Origin of the sequence: Listeria rocourtiae subsp. hofi (genome assembly GCF_963575615.1) — a bacterium.
Taxonomy (GTDB): Bacteria; Bacillota; Bacilli; order Lactobacillales; family Listeriaceae; genus Listeria_A; species Listeria_A hofi.
On the sequence record NZ_CAUYTL010000045.1, the window covers coordinates 1 to 18,658 of the forward strand.

Here is an 18,658-nt window from a genome sequence, read left to right on the forward strand (position 1 = left end):
TTGCATAGCGTATACTGGTTTAATGGTTATGCTAATTTAGCGTCTAAGAGCCACTGGTGGATTACATGCTCACTGCGTTCGCGTGCATATTGAGGCTCTAATTCAGCAGAGGACGCTTCATAAGAGCCACAACAAAGCGGAAACAGCCCGTTAGATCCGAAAAAATTTGTTAGGGGGCGCAGTAAAAACCCTCTTCTGATTTTTATGGAGGCCACGAAATTTCCGAGAGGCTGGCTGTTGGAGCTAGACAGAGTGTGAAGTAGGCACCAAACGAACGTAGAATATGATTTAAGACTTACTAGGAGTAGTATTTTGCTGGTTCATAGAACTTTGAAGAGCGGGGAGTTAGGGATCAAGTGAGTAAGGCAAGGAACGAATGCCCGTTGCGCTTACATTTATCAAGTTTTGCATAGCGTATACTGGTTTAATGGTTATGCTAATTTAGCGTCTAAGAGCCACTGGTGGATTACATGCTCACTGCGCTCACATGCATACTGAGAATCTAATGTAGCAGAGGACGCTTCATAAGATTCTCAGCAACAAACTCCTTCCCAACCTTCTCCAATTATAGTAGAATAGAAAAGAACAGAGATGTTAGTATCGATTTTCAAGTAAAGCTGATGAGAAGCTTAAACAAAAATAAGTTTCTTCAAAAAACCTACTTAAATCTAAGGAGGAACTATAAAAATGACAATTGAAATGGAAACAAAGCTCGGCAAAATTGATATCACGACAGAAGTGATTGCAACGCTTGCTGGTGGTGCAGCCGAAGAAAATTTCGGTATTGTAGGAATGGCGAGTCAGCATCAGATACGTGATGGCTTGACTGATATTTTACGTCGCGAGAACTATACGAAAGGTGTTATTGTTCGTCAAGAAGATGACGGTTTGAATATTGATATGTATATTATTGTTGGTTTTGGTACCAAAATTTCAGAAGTCGCTCACAATGTTCAAGAGCGCGTGAAATATACATTAGAAAAAACGTTGGGCATCACGGTTGATTCTGTGAATATCTATGTCCAAGGTGTCCGTGTGACGAACGAAGCATAAGGGAGGATACGTAATCGTGAGTATGTATCAGTTAAATGGAGAAAAATTAGCGGCAATGATCGCAGCCGGAGCAGAAAATTTAGCTAAGAATGCCGATTTTGTGGATTCTTTGAATGTGTTTCCAGTTCCAGATGGAGATACGGGAACGAATATGAACCTTTCCATGACGAGTGGTGCCCAAGAGGTTGGTCGAAATAGTCTGAGTACTGTAGGATCAGTCGGTAGTAGCTTGGCAAAAGGTCTTTTGATGGGTGCGCGTGGAAATTCTGGGGTTATTTTATCTCAACTTTTCCGAGGTTTTTCGAAGTCTATTGAAGGAAAAACGGAATTAAACACAAAAGAGTTGGCGGCGGCGTTTACGGCTGGTGTTGAAACCGCATATAAAGCAGTGATGAAACCAGTAGAAGGAACAATTTTGACGGTTGCGCGTGAGGCTGCTAAAGCAGGTGTTATTGCAGCCAAGGAATCAGAGGACATTGAATTTGTCATGCAACAAATACTCGATAAAGGTAGAATTGTACTCGCTAAAACACAAGAAATGTTACCTGTTTTAAAAGAGGTTGGCGTAGTAGATAGTGGTGGGCAAGGTCTTATCATCATTTATGAAGGCTTTTATGCGGCTTTAACAGGAAATGAGGATGGCATCACGAATTATACGGCTTCTATGGGCGAATTGATTAACGCAGAACATCATCGTCACGTGCAAGGTGTCATGTCAACCGAAGAAATTATTTATGGATATTGCACTGAGATTATGGTGCGAATTAATGAAGATAAACCAGGACAAAAGAAATTTAGTGAAGAGAAGTTCCGCGCAGATCTTTCGGAAATGGGTGACTCGCTATTGGTTGTTGCAGATGAAGAGGTTGTGAAAGTTCATGTGCACACGGAGCATCCTGGAAATGTTTTTAATTATGGACAGCAATATGGTAGCCTAATTAAAATGAAAGTTGATAATATGCGGGAACAGCATAGTGAAGTGGTGAAAGATACGCCAGCTGAAGCATCTGCAAAAGCACCGTATGGTATTGTAACGGTTTCAGTTGGGGAAGGTATTAAGCGTTTGTTCGAAAGTGTCGGAGCAACAGTTGTGCTTTCCGGTGGTCAAACGATGAATCCAAGCACAGAAGATATCGTGAAGGCGATTGAATCAGCGAATGCGGAGCAAGTTTTTGTGTTACCAAACAATAAAAATATTCAAATGGCAGCAGATCAAGCCGCGCTAATTTTAGGGGAAGACAAGGTTAAAATTATCCCAACGAAGACGATTCCTCAAGGACTGGCAGCTTTGCTTGTTTTCCAAGCTGATGCTAATTTTGAAGATAATGCGAACGAAATGATTGCAGCTATTCAAGATGTCTCAAGCGGGCAAGTAACTACGGCAGTTCGGGATACGACAGTAGATGGCGTTGTGATTAAGAAAGACGAGTTTATTGGGATTATAGAAGGTAATATTAAGGTAAGTAATCCGAATCTGGAGGAATCGGCAGTTGCGACGCTTTCTGAGATGGTTGATGCTTATAGTGAAATCGTCACGTTACTTTACGGTGAAGATGTGACAGAAGCAGATGCGGAAAAAGTGGCTGAGCTTGTGTCAAATCAGTTCCCAGAGATTGAGTTTGAAATTCATTCGGGTGGACAGCCGGTATACCCATATATCTTCTCCGTTGAATAGTCGCTCAAGCGACGCGGCAAACGCTCATTTTCGTCGTTAAAGCCTGTGCCCCGGTGCTCGGCTTTGCCTAGAAATTAAGCATTTGCCGCATCGCTGAGGTTTCGTGGATGTATCGGGATTCTAAGAGATTTAAATAATAGAAGGGGTGAAGTGGGATGAAATTTAATAGTGTGTTTGATATTATTGGACCGGTGATGATTGGACCTTCGAGTTCGCATACGGCTGGGGCTTGTCGGATTGGTGCTGTGGCTCGAAGTGTGTTTAATGAGATGCCAATGCAGGTGGATATTCATTTGTATGGTTCTTTTGCGAAAACGTATAAGGGTCACGGGACGGATGTAGCGCTTATTGGTGGGCTTCTGGGTTTTGAGACGGATGATGAGCGGATGCCAGATGCGATTACATTGGCTAAGGAATGGGGAATGCACATTAATTTCATCGAGGAGCGAGAAGAGGCAGCTCACCCTAATACTGTAAAACTAGTACTTAAAAATGGGATGCAGCAGACAACGCTTGTAGGGGCTTCCATTGGCGGTGGAAAAATTGAAATCGTGCGTCTAAATGAGTTTGAGCTTGAGTTTACGGGGATGTCACCTGCTGTTTTAGTGTTACATAAAGATCAATTTGGAGCGATTGCAGCTGTCTCAGGGATTTTTGCCAAGCATGAGATTAACATCGGGCAAATGAAGGTTTCTAGGAAAGTAAAGGGCGATGAGGCTTTGATGGTACTTGAGGTCGATCAGCGCGTGGAGCAAGTGGTTTTGGATGAAATTAAAGAATTACCGGATATTTATCAAGTAGCGAGTTTTATTTTATAAAGTATGAAACAGAGCGTTAGCGCAGAGGAGGTTAAAAAAATGTTCCACTCAGTTGCAGAACTAATTGACATTGCAAATCGTGATAATAAGCCAATTTCAGAAATCATGATTGAGCGCGAAATGCATGTTACCAATAATACACGTGAAACTATTTTAGAGGTCATGGATCGTAATTTGACGGTGATGGAAGAGGCGATTGTTCGTGGGGAAGACGGTGTTGAATCAACGACTGGACTAACTGGCGGCGATGCAGTTCTTATGCAGGAGTATATCGCCAAAGGAAATATGTTGTCTGGTGAAACAATTTTAGACGCGGTTGCTAAAGCGATTGCAACGAATGAGGTCAATGCAGCTATGGGAGTGATTTGTGCGACACCGACTGCTGGTAGTGCGGGAGTCGTTCCTGGTGTGCTATACGCTGTGAAAGATCGCTTGAACATGTCTCGTGATGCGATGTTACGCTTTTTATTCACAGCAGGTGCGTTCGGATTTGTCGTGGCTAACAAAGCATTTATTTCTGGTGCAGCGGGCGGCTGTCAGGCGGAAATTGGATCGGCGAGTGCGATGGCATCGGCTGCGATTGTAGAAGCAGCAGGTGGAACTCCGGAGCAATCCGCAGAAGCAATGGCAATGACAATGAAAAACATGTTAGGACTTGTTTGCGATCCTGTAGCTGGTCTTGTTGAAGTTCCGTGTGTGAAACGTAATGCGCTAGGAGCTTCGCAGGCAATGATTTCAGCGGATATGGCACTAGCTGGTATTAAAAGTAGAATTCCATGTGATGAAGTCATTGAGGCGATGTACCGTGTTGGGCTACAGATGCCGAGTTCATTGCGTGAAACTGGTGAAGGAGGTCTAGCGGCAACACCTACTGGTAGGGCAGTACAAAGAAAGATTTTTGGTTTGTCGCCGCAAGAGGAACGTGAAGAATCTGAATGATATTCCAGTGACGGACGTGAAAGGTGTCGGCGCTGAAACGGCAAAAACGTTAAAAGAATTGGATATTGAGACAGTAGCAGATTTACTTTTTAATTTTCCATATCGATATGAGGATTATCGATTGCGGGATCTGTCCGAAGTGGCACATGAGGAGCGGGTGACTGTTCAGGGCGATGTCTTGACTGAGCCTACTCTGGCTTACTACGGTAGGAAGAAATCGAAGCTGTCTTTTCGCGTTGCCTCAGGTAATCAAGTTGTGAAAATTGATTTTTTTAACCAGCCGTACATAAAAGGAAAGTTGGCGATTGGGGATGCAGTCACGGTTTCTGGCAAATGGGATAAAGGACGCGCACAAATCACAGCTAGTAAGTATAAATTGGGACACCAAACCTCAGAAGAAGCGCTAGAAGGTGTGTACAGGCTGAAAGGCACGATTCGCAATAAGACACTGTTGAAATTCACGATTGCGGCTTTTGATGCTTACGGTGATTCTATCATTGAAATTTTACCTGAAAAATGGTTGCAAAAATATCAGTTGATTTCGCGACGGGAAGCTGTTCAATTTTTACATTTCCCGAAAAGTCCGGAAGAGTTGAAACAAGCACGGCGCCGAATAGTTTACGAGGAGTTCTTATTGTTTCAGTTGAAAATGCAATTATTCCGTAAAATCGAGCGTGAACGATCTGGCGGTGTTTCGATTGATTATGATGTCAATGATTTGCGTCATTATATCGAAAGCTTGCCATTCCCGCTAACTGATGCACAAAAACGAGTGGTCAATGAAATATGTGGCGATATGAAATCCCATTTTCATATGAACCGCCTGCTTCAAGGGGATGTGGGATCAGGAAAAACCGTTGTAGCCTCGATTGCTCTCTACGCGGCGGCAAAAAGCGGTTTTCAAGGAGCATTAATGGTTCCAACTGAGATTTTGGCAGAGCAACACGCGAATTCATTAGTTGATTTGTTGCAACCCTTCGATGTCACTGTTGGACTTTTAACGAGTAGTGTTAAGGGGAAGAGGCGACGCGAAATGTTAGCGTTATTAGAAGCGGGAGAAATCGATGTTTTAGTTGGGACGCACGCTCTCATTCAAGACGAGGTTATTTTTAACAAGCTAGGCCTTGTTATTACGGATGAGCAACATCGATTCGGTGTTGAACAGCGCCGTGTTTTACGTGAAAAAGGCTCATTTCCCGATGTTCTCTTCATGACAGCAACACCAATTCCACGAACGCTTGCTATCACAGCTTTTGGTGAAATGGATGTCTCTGTTATTGATGAATTACCGGCTGGTCGTAAACAAATCGAAACGTATTGGGTGAAACATCAAATGCTCGATCGCGTCATTGATTTCATTGAGCAGGAGATTACAAAAGGGCGCCAAGCTTACGTTATTTGTCCGCTCATCGAGGAATCCGAAAAACTGGATGTCCAAAATGCCATTGATATGTACAATATTTTGAATGGCAAATGGCAAGGCAAGCACTCCGCAGGGCTGATGCATGGGAAACTTCCATCGGTGGAAAAAGACCAAATTATGCGAGACTTCAATGATCACAAAATCGATTGCCTCATATCCACGACGGTTGTCGAAGTTGGTGTCAATGTCCCAAACGCAACAATGATGGTCATTTATGATGCAGACCGTTTTGGCCTTGCGCAACTTCATCAACTTCGTGGGCGGGTTGGACGTGGCGCTGAGCAATCCTTTTGCGTACTCATTGCCGACCCCAAAACGGAAGTTGGTAAAGAGCGTATGACTATTATGACTGAAACAAATGACGGCTTCGTAGTTAGTGAGCGTGATTTAGAACTTCGAGGTCCTGGTGATTTCTTCGGTAAAAAACAGAGTGGAATCCCAGAGTTCAAAGTCGCTGATATGGTACATGATTATCGTGTTTTAGAAATTGCTCGTCAAGACGCTGTTGAAATCATCTATCATGATGGCTTTTTAGAACGAGAAGAATACGCCTCATTACGCGATTTTTTTGAAGCAAATGGTGTTTTTGGCGAACAAAAATTAGACTGAGGTACGACAATTTCTAGCCTTATAACTTGCAAGTTGGGAGCATTTTTTATATATTACTCTTAGTATCTGGTATTAAAATTCAAACAAGAGGAGGAGGGAACGCGGATGAAGAAGTATCCAAAAAAGGAAAGACAAACGCGTTTGGTCCAAGCAATTGAAGAAAATCCGTTTATTACAGATGAACAATTGGCTGAAAAGTTCCAAGTAAGCGTGCAGACAGTTCGGTTAGATCGAGTTGCGCTCGCGATTCCAGAATTACGCGAACGAATTAAACATGTAGCTTCCGAAAATTATGCAGATGCCGTTCGCTCCCTTCCAATTGAAGAAATCATTGGTGAAATTATCGATATCGAATTAAATAAAGGAGCCATTTCGATTTTTGAAGTAGGTCCAGAACATGTTTTTAAACGAAATAAAATTGCTCGCGGACATCATTTGTTTGCCCAAGCTAACTCGCTTGCGACTGCGATAATTCCAAACGATTTAGCTTTGACCACTCAAGCAACCGTACGATTTGTTCATTCGGTCAAAGAAGGCGAGCGAGTGATTGCAAAAGCGAAAGTACGTGAAGGTCGCGATAGTAAATCGATCACAATTGTTGATGTGAATAGCTATGTCGGCGATGAATTGATTTTAAAAGGAAAGTTTGAGATGTACCATACAAAAGAAAAAAGGAGTGATGTGAAATGAAAATTGCAATAGATGCAATGGGTGGGGATAATGCACCTAAAGAAATTGTATTAGGTGTCATGAAAGCAGCTACACAATACAAAGATGTAGAGTTTCTCCTTTTTGGTGATGAAGTAAAAATTAACGAATATTTGGCCGATAAAACACGCATTCAAGTCATACATACAGATGAAAAAATCGAAAGTGATGATGAACCAGTTCGCGCAGTCAAACGCAAAAAGAAGGCTTCCATGGTTTTAGCAGCGCAAGCCGTAAAAGATGGGGAAGCCGATGCGTGTATCTCAGCAGGAAACACAGGGGCATTGATGGCAACAGGTTTATTTGTGATTGGCCGCATTAAAGGGATTGAACGTCCGGCATTAGCGCCCACTTTGCCTACTGTTACTGGAAAAGGTTTTGTCATGCTTGATTTAGGCGCGAATTCCGAAGCAAAACCTGAGCATCTTTTGCAGTTCGGCTTAATGGGCTCAGTTTATGCAGAAAAAGTTCGTAAAATGGAGCGTCCGCGCGTGGCATTGCTCAATATCGGAACCGAAGAAACAAAGGGGAACGATTTGACGAAACGCGCTTTTGAACTGATGAAAAATCAAGAAGCATACCATTTTATCGGTAATATTGAAGCGCGCGATGTGATGATGGATGTTGCAGATGTCATCGTAACAGACGGCTTTACAGGGAATATGGTTTTAAAATCGATTGAAGGAACAGCCGGAGCCTTCTTTAGTCTAATGAAGATGAGTCTAATGAACGGGTTAAAAAATAAAATTGCTGCATCATTCCTGAAAAAAGATTTGATGGAACTAAAAGCTAAAATGGATTACAGCGAGTACGGCGGTGCATGTCTATTCGGTGTCCAAGCCCCTGTTATAAAAGCGCACGGGTCATCGAACGCCCAAGCTATTTTTTCAACAATCCGCCAAGCGCGCGATATGGTTCAAAAGCAGGTCGTTGAGACTATTGTTAGTGAAGTCGCAAGCGGTCATTTAAAAGCAGAACAAGAAAATCAAGGAGGCACGAAAAATGAATAAAATTGCATTCGTATTCCCTGGCCAAGGCTCACAAAAAGTTGGCATGGGACAAGATGTCGCAGCCGAATACAAAGAAGCTCAAGCTGTCTATAAAGCTGCTGATGCCAAGTTAGGTTACGCGATTACAGAAGTTATTGAAAACGGTCCAATGGAACTTTTAACGAAATCAGAAAATGCTCAACCGGCGCTTGTATCGACTAGTGTAGCGATTTTAAAAGCATTAGAAACATATGGTGTAAAGGCTGATTTTGTTGCCGGGCACAGTTTAGGTGAGTACAGTGCGCTAGTAGCAGGTGGTTTTTTGTCTGCAGAAGATGCGATTTATTTAGTTCACCGTCGTGGGAAATTGATGGAAGCAGCAGTACCAAACGGACAAGGCGCGATGGCAGCAGTTTTAGGGCTAGATCGTGAGGCACTCGGCACTATAACAGAAGCTGTAACGGCAGAAGGTGATGATGTACAGTTAGCTAACCTCAATTGCCCCGGCCAAATCGTCATTTCAGGGACGGTCGCAGGCGTTGAAAAGGCTGGCGAACAAGCAAAAGCTGCCGGTGCTAAACGCGTCTTACCTCTTGCGGTAAGTGGTCCATTCCATTCAAAATTAATGGTTCCCGCAGCCGAGCAATTCCAAGCAGAGCTAGATAAAGTTGCGTTCCAAGACGGAGCTATTCCAGTTGTGAACAATATCGATGCACAACCGACAACTGACAAAAACGTGATTCCAGAAAAACTTGTACAGCAAATTTATTCACCAGTTTTATGGGAAGATATTGTCATGAATCTTATCGCGCAAGGCGTAGATACTTTTGTTGAAATTGGCTCAGGAAAAGTACTTTCCGGACTAATCAAGAAAATTAATCGCGATGTAACAATTCTTGCAGCGGGGGATGTTTCCTCTGTCAAAGAAGTAGCAGCACAATTAAAGGGGGCATCTACAAAATGACATTAACAGGAAAAGTAGCATTAGTAACAGGCGGTTCGCGTGGTATTGGGCGCGAAATCGTAATGACATTAGCCAAACAAGGAGCAACTGTATTTTTTAACTACAACGGCTCTCAAGAAGCAGCAGAAGCCATTGTCAGCGAAATTGTAGAAGCTGGCGGAGAAGCAGCGGCAATGAAAGCAAATGTGGCAGTAGAAGAAGATGTACAAGCATTATTCAAAGAAGCAGTCGACAAATATGGACGCATTGATATTCTAGTTAACAATGCCGGCATTACGCGTGATAATCTATTAATGCGTATGAAAGTTGATGAATGGGATGCTGTTATCGATACTAATCTAAAAGGTGTATTTCTATGCACAAAAGCAGTTTCACGTACAATGATGAAGCAGCGCTATGGCAAGATTATCAACATTACCTCTGTCGTTGGTTTGATCGGAAACGCAGGGCAAGCAAACTACGTGGCTAGTAAAGCTGGCGTTATCGGACTTACAAAAACAACAGCGCGTGAATTAGCTTCGCGTGGTATTAACGTAAATGCTGTTGCACCAGGTTTTATCGCCACAGAAATGACTGATGATCTAGACGAAGCAACCAAAGAAACAATGTTAGCACAAATTCCACTTGGTAAATACGGTTCGGTGGAAGATGTTGCGAATGCCGTTCTGTTTTTGGCAAGCGACATTTCAAACTATATGACAGGACAGACGATTGCGGTTGACGGAGGCATGACAATGTAGTCGCTCAGCGCCGCGAGAAACACCTATCTTTGTTGTGGTTCTTTGAAGCAAAGCGAATTAGAACCTCAATATGCAGAGGAACAGAGTGAGTCTGTAGTCATTAGAAGACTTTGCCTAGAATTTGGGCATTTCTCGTCGCCCGGCGGTTTGGTGGCACGGAAAGGTATGGCTAAAACCTTCTTTATTTCTAGCCTTGAGCATCTTTTCTTGTCTTTTTTTAATTAATAGTTTACGAATACGTAGAAATCCTATATAATACTTGGAGGGAGGTGAAGTAAACAATGGCAGAAGTATTAGAGAAAGTAACTAAGATTATCGTTGACCGTTTAGGTGTCGAGGAATCTAAAGTGACTTTAGAAGCTTCCTTCAAAGACGATCTAGGTGCAGATTCACTAGACGTTGTTGAATTGGTTATGGAACTTGAAGATGAATTTGGTGTAGAAATTTCAGACGATGATGCAGCAAATATTGAAAAAGTTGGGGACGCTGTGAAATACATAGAGGCGAACGCATAATTCCGACTTGTTTAAACAAATGAACGAGGGTGTCTAGGTAGCACAGACTGTTTTAGACGGGTTTTCCGGTTAAAAAATTCTGGTGCAATCTAGACATCCTCTTTTTCCACATTAAAGTTTATTTTCTAAGCAGACTCTTATCTTAAGATGTTTAGAAAATAAAGCTCTGATGTGTGTTTCTAATTGACCGAAATGGGGGGCTTTACAGATGAATCTTTGGGAAGAATTGCAGGAAAGTGTTGGTTTTACATTTACGGATAGGAATCTTCTAAAAACGGCTTTTACACACTCGTCTTACGTTAATGAACATCGCAAGGAAAAAATTGAGGATAACGAACGCTTGGAGTTTCTAGGGGATGCGGTGCTTGAGGTTACAGTATCCCATTATCTATTCACGAAATTTCCGTATATGGCGGAAGGACAAATGACAAAAATGCGTGCGGCAATCGTGTGTGAACCTTCACTCGTTGATTTTGCAGAAAGCGTCAACTTCTCGCGTTACGTTCGGCTTGGGCGCGGAGAAGAGCGAGCAGGTGGCAGAACGCGCCCAGCTTTACTTGCTGATGTATTCGAATCCTTTATTGGGGCGCTATTCCTCGATCAAGGGCTAGATAAGGTAGTTCGTTTCTTAGAGCGCGTTGTGTTTCCAAAAATCGATGCCGGCTTTTTCGAGCAAACCGTCGATTACAAGACGCAATTACAAGAAATCGTGCAAAAAGATCGCGATGTCGTCATCACGTACACCATTTTAGACGAAAAAGGACCAGCACACAGCAAAGCGTTTGAAGCTATTGTGGCAATCAATCAAGAAAAACGTGGCGCTGGAACTGGAAAAACGAAGAAACAAGCAGAACAAAATGCTGCCAAAAGTGCTATCCAAGCATTGCGTCAAAACTAAGCAGTAAGGAGTCCGGACATGTTATTAAAGCGGTTAGAAATGAATGGTTTCAAATCTTTTGCTGACAAAACGGTAATTGATTTTGTACCGGGCACTACAGCGGTAGTAGGCCCAAATGGAAGTGGAAAAAGTAATATTACCGAAGCGATTCGCTGGGTACTTGGTGAGCAATCTGCCAAAAGTCTTCGCGGTGGCCGGATGGGTGATGTTATTTTTGCTGGGAGTGATTCACGAAAACCGATTAATTTTGCGGAAGTATCACTTATTTTTGAGAATGAGGATCGCTTTTTACCGCTTGATTATAGTGAAGTTTCGGTGACAAGACGTATTTTCCGTAACGGAGACAGCGATTATTTAATTAACAAACAATCTTGTCGGCTAAAAGATATTGTGGATCTTTTTATGGATTCTGGACTTGGGCGCGAATCGTTTTCCATTATTAGTCAAGGGAAAATTGACGAGATTTTAAATAGTAAACCAGAAGAACGACGATCGATTTTTGAAGAAGCAGCAGGTGTTTTGAAGTATAAACATCGGAAAAAACAAGCAGAAAATAAACTTTTTGAAACAGAAGAGAACTTAAACCGGGTTCAGGATATTTTATATGAGCTTGAGGGACAGTTGGAGCCACTAGAGATGCAGGCGAGTGTGGCGAAGGATTATTTGTTCCAGCAAGAAGAGCTGGAGAAATATGAGGTGACGCTACTTGTAGCAGAAATTGAAGCCTTCACAGAAAAAATTGCTCTCCAAAAAGCAGCATTTGAGAAGAATAGCGAGATTTTGATTGGGTTACAAGCAGAGATTAAACAGGAGGAAAATCAGCTTTTCGATCAGAAACAAGTATTGGCAGATATTGATGAGCAGATGGAATTGATGCAGGCAGAGCTTTTGGTTGTGACTGAACGGCTGGAACAATTGGAAGGACAACGAAATGTAGCATTGGAACGAAAAAAACATAGCAATGAAAACGAGCTGGCTATGCACGAGAATTTACAACAGTTGGAAGCGAAAATCACGACATTTGAGATGCAAAAACAAGTGCTCTTACAAGAAAAGCTAGAAAAAGAAACGGCGCTCGAAATTTTCTTAAAAGAAAAGGAAGCGTTGGAGGCTAAACTAGCGGAGTATAGCAACCTATCCGAAGAAAAAATCGAGAACATGAAAAGCGATTACATTGAGTTGCGTCATACACAGACAACGATGAAAAATGATATTGGTTATTTAGAGCGTCAATTATCACAGATGCAAGGTCGTTCGGAAAAATTGGATCATGAGAATCAGCAGCATATTACGGAGCGAAATGAAATTATTGCGAATGTGGAAATTTTGACAAAACATGTGGATGACATGCAGGTTAAACTGGCCGATCAGATGACGCATTATCAGATGATTCAGCAGGAACTAGTGAAGCAAGAAGCTGTTTTCGCGAAAGAAGAGCGTGAAATGTATCGGCAATATGAGGTAATTCAGCAGGCGAAATCACGTCAGGAAACGTTGGCAGAATTGGCTGATGATTATGCTGGATTTTTCCAAGGTGTGCGTGAAGTTTTGAAAGCTAAGAAGAAACTACATGGGATTATGGGCGCTTTTGTCGAGCTGGTAGAGATTCCAGAGCATTACCAGAAGGCGCTGGAAATTGCGTTAGGTGCGAATGCGCAGCATATTATCGTGCGCGACGATCAAGCTGCGCGTGAAGCAATCAGCTACTTGAAGCAAATGCGGGCTGGAAGGGCCACATTTTTACCGCTGACAACGATTCAGCCACGTCAAATCCCACTAGCAACAAAACATACGTTAGAACAGCAACCCGCTTTTGTAGCTTTGGCTAGCGATGTCTTAACGTACGATGCCCAAGTGGAAAACGTGATTTTGAATGCGCTAGGAACGACAATTTTAGCGAAAGATTTAAAAGGCGCCAATGCACTTGCCAAACTAGTTAATTTCCGATATCGTGTTGTGACGTTGGAAGGCGATGTTGTGAATGCGGGTGGTTCAATGACTGGTGGTGCTACAGCACAGGGCAAGTCATCGATTATGACGCGAAAACACGAACTGGAAAACTTGAGTAAGACCATTGCACAAATGACGATGTCTGTTGAGAAAAAAGAAAAGCAATTTGCAACGTTAAAAGAAGAAGTAAAGACAAAGCGTGAGCAATTGGAAGAAGCACGTTCTGTAGGCGAAACATTGCGTTTGCAAGAGACCGAATTAATTGGCAAAAAAGAACGTGCAGAAGAACGCCTTGCAATCGCTAATAAACAGCTCCAAATTTATGATATGGAAAAAGAAGAAGGCACATCTGAACAACAGCAACTAACCGAGCGCAAAGAGAAATTGCAGCAAGAATTGACGGTGTTGGCACTTGAGATTATCGATAAAGATGAACAGGTTCAACGGATGATTAAACAAAGCAAGGAGCAAGAACATAACCGCACAAGCGATCAAGAAAGCTATTCGACACTCAAATCTCGTGTGGCAGTTAGTCGCGAACAATTGCAGACTGCCGAGCAAGCTTTGCGTAATATGGAAACCGAGCTAACAGATTACGGCAATCAAAAAGAAGCAATCACATCTAAGCTCGCGATGCTTCAAACAAACCTAGAAACAGCGCATACAAGTACAGAAGAGTTAGCTGAGGCCATCGAGGACGCGCGTGATAAAAAAGAACAAACAGTTGTAAACCGCGATCAACTACGCGAAAAACGCGCAGCATTACAAAAGAGTTTGGCAGAGCAAGAAGAAACGTTGCAACAAAAACACAACCAAGCAAGTTTTTATATGGAGCAAAAAACGACGGCAGAGATTAGTATGAGCCGATTAAATGCAGATGTAGACAATCGTTTAGAGCGTTTATCAGAAGCTTACGTACTCACATTTGAGGCGGCTAAAACTCGGACGGTAGCGGATATGGATATTGATAATGCAAGGTCAAAAGTACGCCTATTAAAACGCTCTATTGATGAACTTGGTATAGTGAACATAGGTGCTATCGATGAATTTGAACGGATTAAAGAACGTTTTGATTTCTTAAAGGGGCAACAAGCAGACTTACTTGAAGCGAAATCAACGCTATTCCAAGTGATGGATGAGATGGATGAAGAGATGAAGAAACGGTTTGATGCTTCTTTCACAGCGATTCAAGCCGAATTCGCGATTGTTTTCCCGGAACTTTTCGGTGGCGGTCAAGCTCGGTTAATCTTACAAAATCCGGATGAAGTTTTAACGACTGGTGTGGATATCGAAGCACAACCACCCGGTAAGAAGTTACAGAATCTTAGCTTGCTCTCAGGTGGCGAGCGCGCTTTAACTGCAATTGCCTTATTGTTTGCGATTATTCGTGTACGTCCGATGCCGTTTTGTATCCTAGATGAAGTGGAGGCGGCGCTTGATGAGGCGAATGTAACGCGCTTTAGTCGCTACTTGAAGAAATTTGAAACAAATATTCAATTCATCGTCATTACTCATCGCAAAGGTACGATGGAAGAAGCAGATGTACTCTACGGTGTAACGATGCAAGAATCTGGCGTCTCGAAGCTCGTTTCAGTGCGCTTAGAAGAAACCGCAGAACTAATCAAATAAAGGAGTGCAAACCTGATGACATTTTTCAAGAAAATGAAAGACAAACTAACGAAACAAACCGATTCGGTGACAGAAAAATTTAAAGAAGGATTGACAAAAACGCGTGATAATTTTTCAGGGAAAATGAATGAACTTGTGGCGCGTTATCGCAAGGTGGATGAGGAGTTCTTTGAAGAATTGGAAGAGATTCTGATTCAGGCAGATGTTGGTTTTGAGACAGTGATGGAGCTTGTGGAGCAGTTGCGTGAAGAGGTGAAATTGCGCAATATCCAAGATCCAAAAGAAGTTCAAGAAGTAATCGTCGAGAAGTTAGTCGCAATTTATCACGGGGAAGAGGAGGAATTGCCAGAACTAAACATGCAAACAGACGGTCTGACGGTAATTCTTTTCGTTGGCGTGAACGGTGTTGGTAAAACAACAACAATCGGAAAACTGGCACATCATTTGAAATCACAAGGTAAGAGCGTTCTTCTAGCAGCTGGTGATACGTTCCGGGCTGGAGCAATTGATCAACTAGATGTGTGGGGCGAGCGTGTTGGTGTGGAAGTGATTAAGCAAGCAGAAGGCAGTGATCCGGCAGCGGTTATGTTTGATGCAGTACAAGCGGCCAAAGCGCGTCATGTGGATGTTTTGCTCTGTGACACTGCTGGACGTTTACAGAACAAAGTAAACTTGATGAATGAGCTAGAAAAAGTGAAGCGTGTGATTACGCGCGAAGTACCAAATGCACCCCATGAAGTTCTGCTTGTTTTAGATGCGACAACTGGCCAAAATGCGTTCGTGCAAGCGAAGCAGTTTAAAGAAGCGACAGATGTAAGTGGAATTGTGCTAACCAAGCTAGACGGCACGGCAAAAGGTGGAATCGTGATTGCAATTCGCAATGAGCTACATATTCCAGTGAAATTTGTCGGCTTAGGTGAGAAGATGGATGACCTGCAAGCTTTCGATGCAAATGAATACGTATACGGATTGTTTGCCGATATTATTGATGAAGCGAAAGAATAAATTATTTAGAAATAGAAACAACCCGTTCACCGGAAAATGGCGAACGGGTTGTTTCTATTTCTTATAGTGAAGCTCGACAAACTGACCAAATGACGTTGTTTCGACTAGTTCTAATCGACGTAAATAGTCACCATCTTCAAATAAACGTTTTCCTTTACCTAACAGAACGGGCGTAATCTGAATCCACCATTCATCAATCATATCGGCCTCCAAAAGTGGTTTTAGCAAATTACCACCACCAACGACCCAAATCAGTTTACCATCTGTTTCTTTTAGTTTATCGATAAATGAAACAGGATTTTCATGAACGATTTGTACACCTTTAAAATCTTTATCCATGTCCCTCGTAAAAACAATGACTTCTTGATTGGAATAAAGCGCCTCGCCATCCTGTTGGATCTTTAGAACCTCCTCGTAAGTAACACGCCCCATGATGACCGTATCGACATTTTGGATAAAACTCTCATAAGTCGTCTCTCCACCTGTATCCGTCTCGAATAGCCAGTTTAAACTATTATTCTGATCAGATAAGTAACCATCTAAACTAACAGCACCATAGAAAACTACTTTTCGCATAATATCATCGCCCCCTCAGAAAGTTTATGGCTTTATTATAACAGATGTTTGGATTTGTTGTGACTCTTATGAAGCATCCCATGCTGAATTAGAGTCACAATATGCATGAGAGCAAAGCGAGCATGTAATCCATCAAGGGCTCTTATGAAGCATCCCATACTAAATTAGAGTCATATATGCATGAAAGCGGAAGCGAGCAAGTAACTCACTCGGCCTCTCATGAAGCAAGCAGTCAAACCACAAAGCAAATAATACATAGTAAGTTCGTCAATATAACGGGCTCTTTCAGCCTTTCTGCGCTTGACATCCCCCATTTTTACACGTATTCTTATATAGTGTAAGCGAGTTTTCGCTTGGAAGGATGGTGCGGATGTGTTTGAGAAAACGACGCGAATGAATTTTTTGATTGATATCTATGATTCGCTTTTAACAGAGAAGCAGCGATCCTATGTTTCGCTTTATTATTTGGAGGATTTATCGCTTGGGGAAATTGCTGAGGAGTACGAGGTGAGCCGGCAAGCGGTGTATGATAATATTAAGCGAACTGAGGCGGTACTCGAAAATTATGAAGAAAAGCTCGGTGTTTTAAAGAAATATCAGGAACGCGAGCAGTTGATTGAACATTTAGAGCAACAACTACAAAAGGAGCAGGCGTTGGACAACGAAACAGCTGCCTTGCTACAACAACTTAAAAATATGGATTAGGAGGCGGCATACATGGCATTTGAAGGACTAGCCGGCCGATTACAAGAAACGATGAACAAAATCCGCGGAAAAGGGAAAGTGAATGAGGCGGACGTAAAAGAAATGATGCGTGAAGTCCGACTTGCTTTACTAGAAGCGGACGTTAACTTTAAAGTGGTCAAACAATTTATTAAAACAGTAAGTGAGCGCGCTGTCGGCAGTGAGGTTATGAAAAGCTTAACGCCAGGTCAGCAAGTTATCAAAATTGTACAAGAAGAATTAACATCATTGATGGGTGGCGAGGAAAGCAAGATTGCGGTCGCTGATAAACCGCCAACCGTTGTGATGATGGTCGGACTTCAAGGTGCTGGTAAAACAACAACGACCGGAAAACTTGCTAATTTACTGCGCAAAAAATATAATCGTAAGCCACTTCTTGTTGCTGCTGATATTTACCGACCAGCTGCGATTAAACAATTAGAAACACTAGGAAGTCAGCTAGATATGCCAGTCTTTTCTTTAGGTGATCAAGTCAGCCCTGTTGAAATTGCGAAACAGGCGATTGCAAAGGCAAAAGAGGATCATCTGGATTATGTCTTAATTGATACGGCAGGGCGCCTGCATATTGATACGGAATTAATGGATGAACTGGTTGCAGTAAAAGAGATTGCGAACCCATCAGAAATTCTACTCGTTGTCGATTCAATGACGGGGCAAGATGCTGTCAATGTGGCGGAAAGTTTTAATGAACAGTTGGATATTACGGGTGTTGTCTTAACAAAATTAGACGGTGATACGCGTGGCGGAGCGGCTCTTTCTATCCGTTCTGTTACGCAAAAACCGATTAAGTTTGTCGGTATGGGCGAGAAGATGGAGGCACTCGAAAGTTTTCATCCAGACAGAATGGCGTCACGTATTCTAGGTATGGGAGATGTACTCTCGCTTATTGAGAAAGCACAGGTTTCTGTGGATGAAGAGAAGGCACGCGAGCTTGAACAAAAAGTGAAAGATATGTCTATGACGCTTGATGATTTCTTAGAGCAATTGCAACAAGTACGTCAAATGGGGCCATTAGATGAGCTTTTGAAAATGATGCCAGGTGCGAACAAGATGAAAGGGCTCGATAATATGAATGTCGATGAAAAACAATTGACGCATATTGAGGCTATTATTAAATCGATGACAAAAGCGGAAAAAGACCACCCAGATATCATTAATGCGAATCGTCGGAAGCGTATTGCACGCGGTTCGGGTCGCCCGATTCAAGAAGTTAATCGGCTGTTAAAGCAGTTTAATGAGATGAAAAAAATGATGAAGCAGATGTCCGGTGCAGGTGGTGGCGGTAAAGGAAAGAAGAAACGTGGTGGATTTGGTAATTTTAAAATGCCATTTTGATGAAAAGAGAAATAATCGAGTAGGAGGAGCCGTTAGGCTCCGACCTCTCACACCACCGTACGTACCGTTCGGTATACGGCGGTTCAAT

Annotated in this window: 16 protein-coding genes; 15 read left to right on the top strand and 1 reads right to left on the bottom strand. The window is 42.5% G+C overall.

Annotation, left to right across the window (positions count from 1 at the left end; all coding sequences use genetic code 11):
- Positions 1-687 precede the first annotated feature (687 nt).
- The 13 genes from R8925_RS14345 (at position 688) to ftsY (ending at position 15,915) form a co-directional block, all read left to right on the top strand.
- Positions 688-1,053, top strand: coding sequence for an Asp23/Gls24 family envelope stress response protein (locus R8925_RS14345; RefSeq protein ID WP_036064591.1), 366 nt, complete (start codon positions 688-690; stop codon positions 1,051-1,053).
- Positions 1,054-1,069: 16 nt separating this feature from the next.
- Positions 1,070-2,728: a DAK2 domain-containing protein gene (locus R8925_RS14350; RefSeq protein WP_430536476.1), complete on the top strand. Its 1,659-nt coding sequence runs from the start codon at positions 1,070-1,072 to the stop codon at positions 2,726-2,728.
- Positions 2,729-2,883: 155 nt separating this feature from the next.
- The gene (sdaAB, locus tag R8925_RS14355) at positions 2,884-3,546 is read left to right on the top strand and encodes an L-serine ammonia-lyase, iron-sulfur-dependent subunit beta (protein WP_430536477.1); all 663 of its coding nucleotides are present in this window, start codon (positions 2,884-2,886) and stop codon (positions 3,544-3,546) included.
- 39 nt (positions 3,547-3,585) lie between these two features.
- The gene (sdaAA, locus tag R8925_RS14360) at positions 3,586-4,485 is read left to right on the top strand and encodes an L-serine ammonia-lyase, iron-sulfur-dependent, subunit alpha (protein ID WP_430536478.1); all 900 of its coding nucleotides are present in this window, start codon (positions 3,586-3,588) and stop codon (positions 4,483-4,485) included.
- The gene (gene recG / locus R8925_RS14365) at positions 4,469-6,517 is read left to right on the top strand and encodes an ATP-dependent DNA helicase RecG (RefSeq protein WP_430536479.1); all 2,049 of its coding nucleotides are present in this window, start codon (positions 4,469-4,471) and stop codon (positions 6,515-6,517) included. The genes sdaAA and recG overlap by 17 nt, the downstream gene beginning before the upstream one ends.
- 105 nt (positions 6,518-6,622) lie before the next feature.
- The gene (gene fapR, locus R8925_RS14370; RefSeq protein ID WP_185343598.1) at positions 6,623-7,207 is read left to right on the top strand and encodes a transcription factor FapR; all 585 of its coding nucleotides are present in this window, start codon (positions 6,623-6,625) and stop codon (positions 7,205-7,207) included.
- Positions 7,204-8,235: a phosphate acyltransferase PlsX gene (gene plsX, locus R8925_RS14375; protein ID WP_430536480.1), complete on the top strand. Its 1,032-nt coding sequence runs from the start codon at positions 7,204-7,206 to the stop codon at positions 8,233-8,235. The genes fapR and plsX overlap by 4 nt, the downstream gene beginning before the upstream one ends.
- On the top strand, positions 8,228-9,178 hold the full coding sequence (gene fabD / locus R8925_RS14380; RefSeq protein WP_430536481.1) for an ACP S-malonyltransferase: 951 nt from the start codon (positions 8,228-8,230) through the stop codon (positions 9,176-9,178). Before plsX ends, fabD begins: the two co-directional genes overlap by 8 nt.
- Positions 9,175-9,918: a 3-oxoacyl-[acyl-carrier-protein] reductase gene (gene fabG, locus R8925_RS14385; protein ID WP_430536482.1), complete on the top strand. Its 744-nt coding sequence runs from the start codon at positions 9,175-9,177 to the stop codon at positions 9,916-9,918. Before fabD ends, fabG begins: the two co-directional genes overlap by 4 nt.
- Positions 9,919-10,199: 281 nt before the next feature.
- Complete coding sequence (locus R8925_RS14390) at positions 10,200-10,433, top strand: acyl carrier protein (protein WP_036060159.1); 234 nt, start codon at positions 10,200-10,202, stop codon at positions 10,431-10,433.
- 208 nt (positions 10,434-10,641) lie between these two features.
- A complete protein-coding gene (gene rnc / locus R8925_RS14395) occupies positions 10,642-11,331 on the top strand; it encodes a ribonuclease III (RefSeq protein WP_430536483.1) in 690 nt (229 codons plus the stop codon).
- Between the two features lie 18 nt (positions 11,332-11,349).
- Entirely contained in the window at positions 11,350-14,910 is a 3,561-nt protein-coding gene (gene smc / locus R8925_RS14400; protein WP_430536484.1) for a chromosome segregation protein SMC, read from the top strand.
- A 15-nt stretch (positions 14,911-14,925) separates the two neighbouring features.
- Positions 14,926-15,915, top strand: coding sequence for a signal recognition particle-docking protein FtsY (gene ftsY, locus R8925_RS14405; RefSeq protein WP_430536485.1), 990 nt, complete (start codon positions 14,926-14,928; stop codon positions 15,913-15,915).
- Positions 15,916-15,969: 54 nt separating this feature from the next.
- Here ftsY and R8925_RS14410 read toward each other — a convergent pair whose 3' ends face one another.
- Positions 15,970-16,491 carry a dihydrofolate reductase family protein gene (locus tag R8925_RS14410; RefSeq protein WP_430536486.1) on the bottom strand — a complete coding sequence of 174 codons (522 nt, stop codon included), beginning with the start codon at positions 16,489-16,491 and terminating at the stop codon, positions 15,970-15,972.
- A gap of 372 nt (positions 16,492-16,863) precedes the next feature.
- Between R8925_RS14410 and R8925_RS14415 the strand changes: the two genes are divergently transcribed.
- Positions 16,864-17,196, top strand: a complete 333-nt coding sequence (locus R8925_RS14415; RefSeq protein ID WP_430536487.1) for a putative DNA-binding protein — start codon at positions 16,864-16,866, stop codon at positions 17,194-17,196.
- A gap of 12 nt (positions 17,197-17,208) precedes the next feature.
- Complete coding sequence (gene ffh, locus R8925_RS14420) at positions 17,209-18,570, top strand: signal recognition particle protein (protein WP_430536488.1); 1,362 nt, start codon at positions 17,209-17,211, stop codon at positions 18,568-18,570.
- Positions 18,571-18,658: the final 88 nt, after the last annotated feature.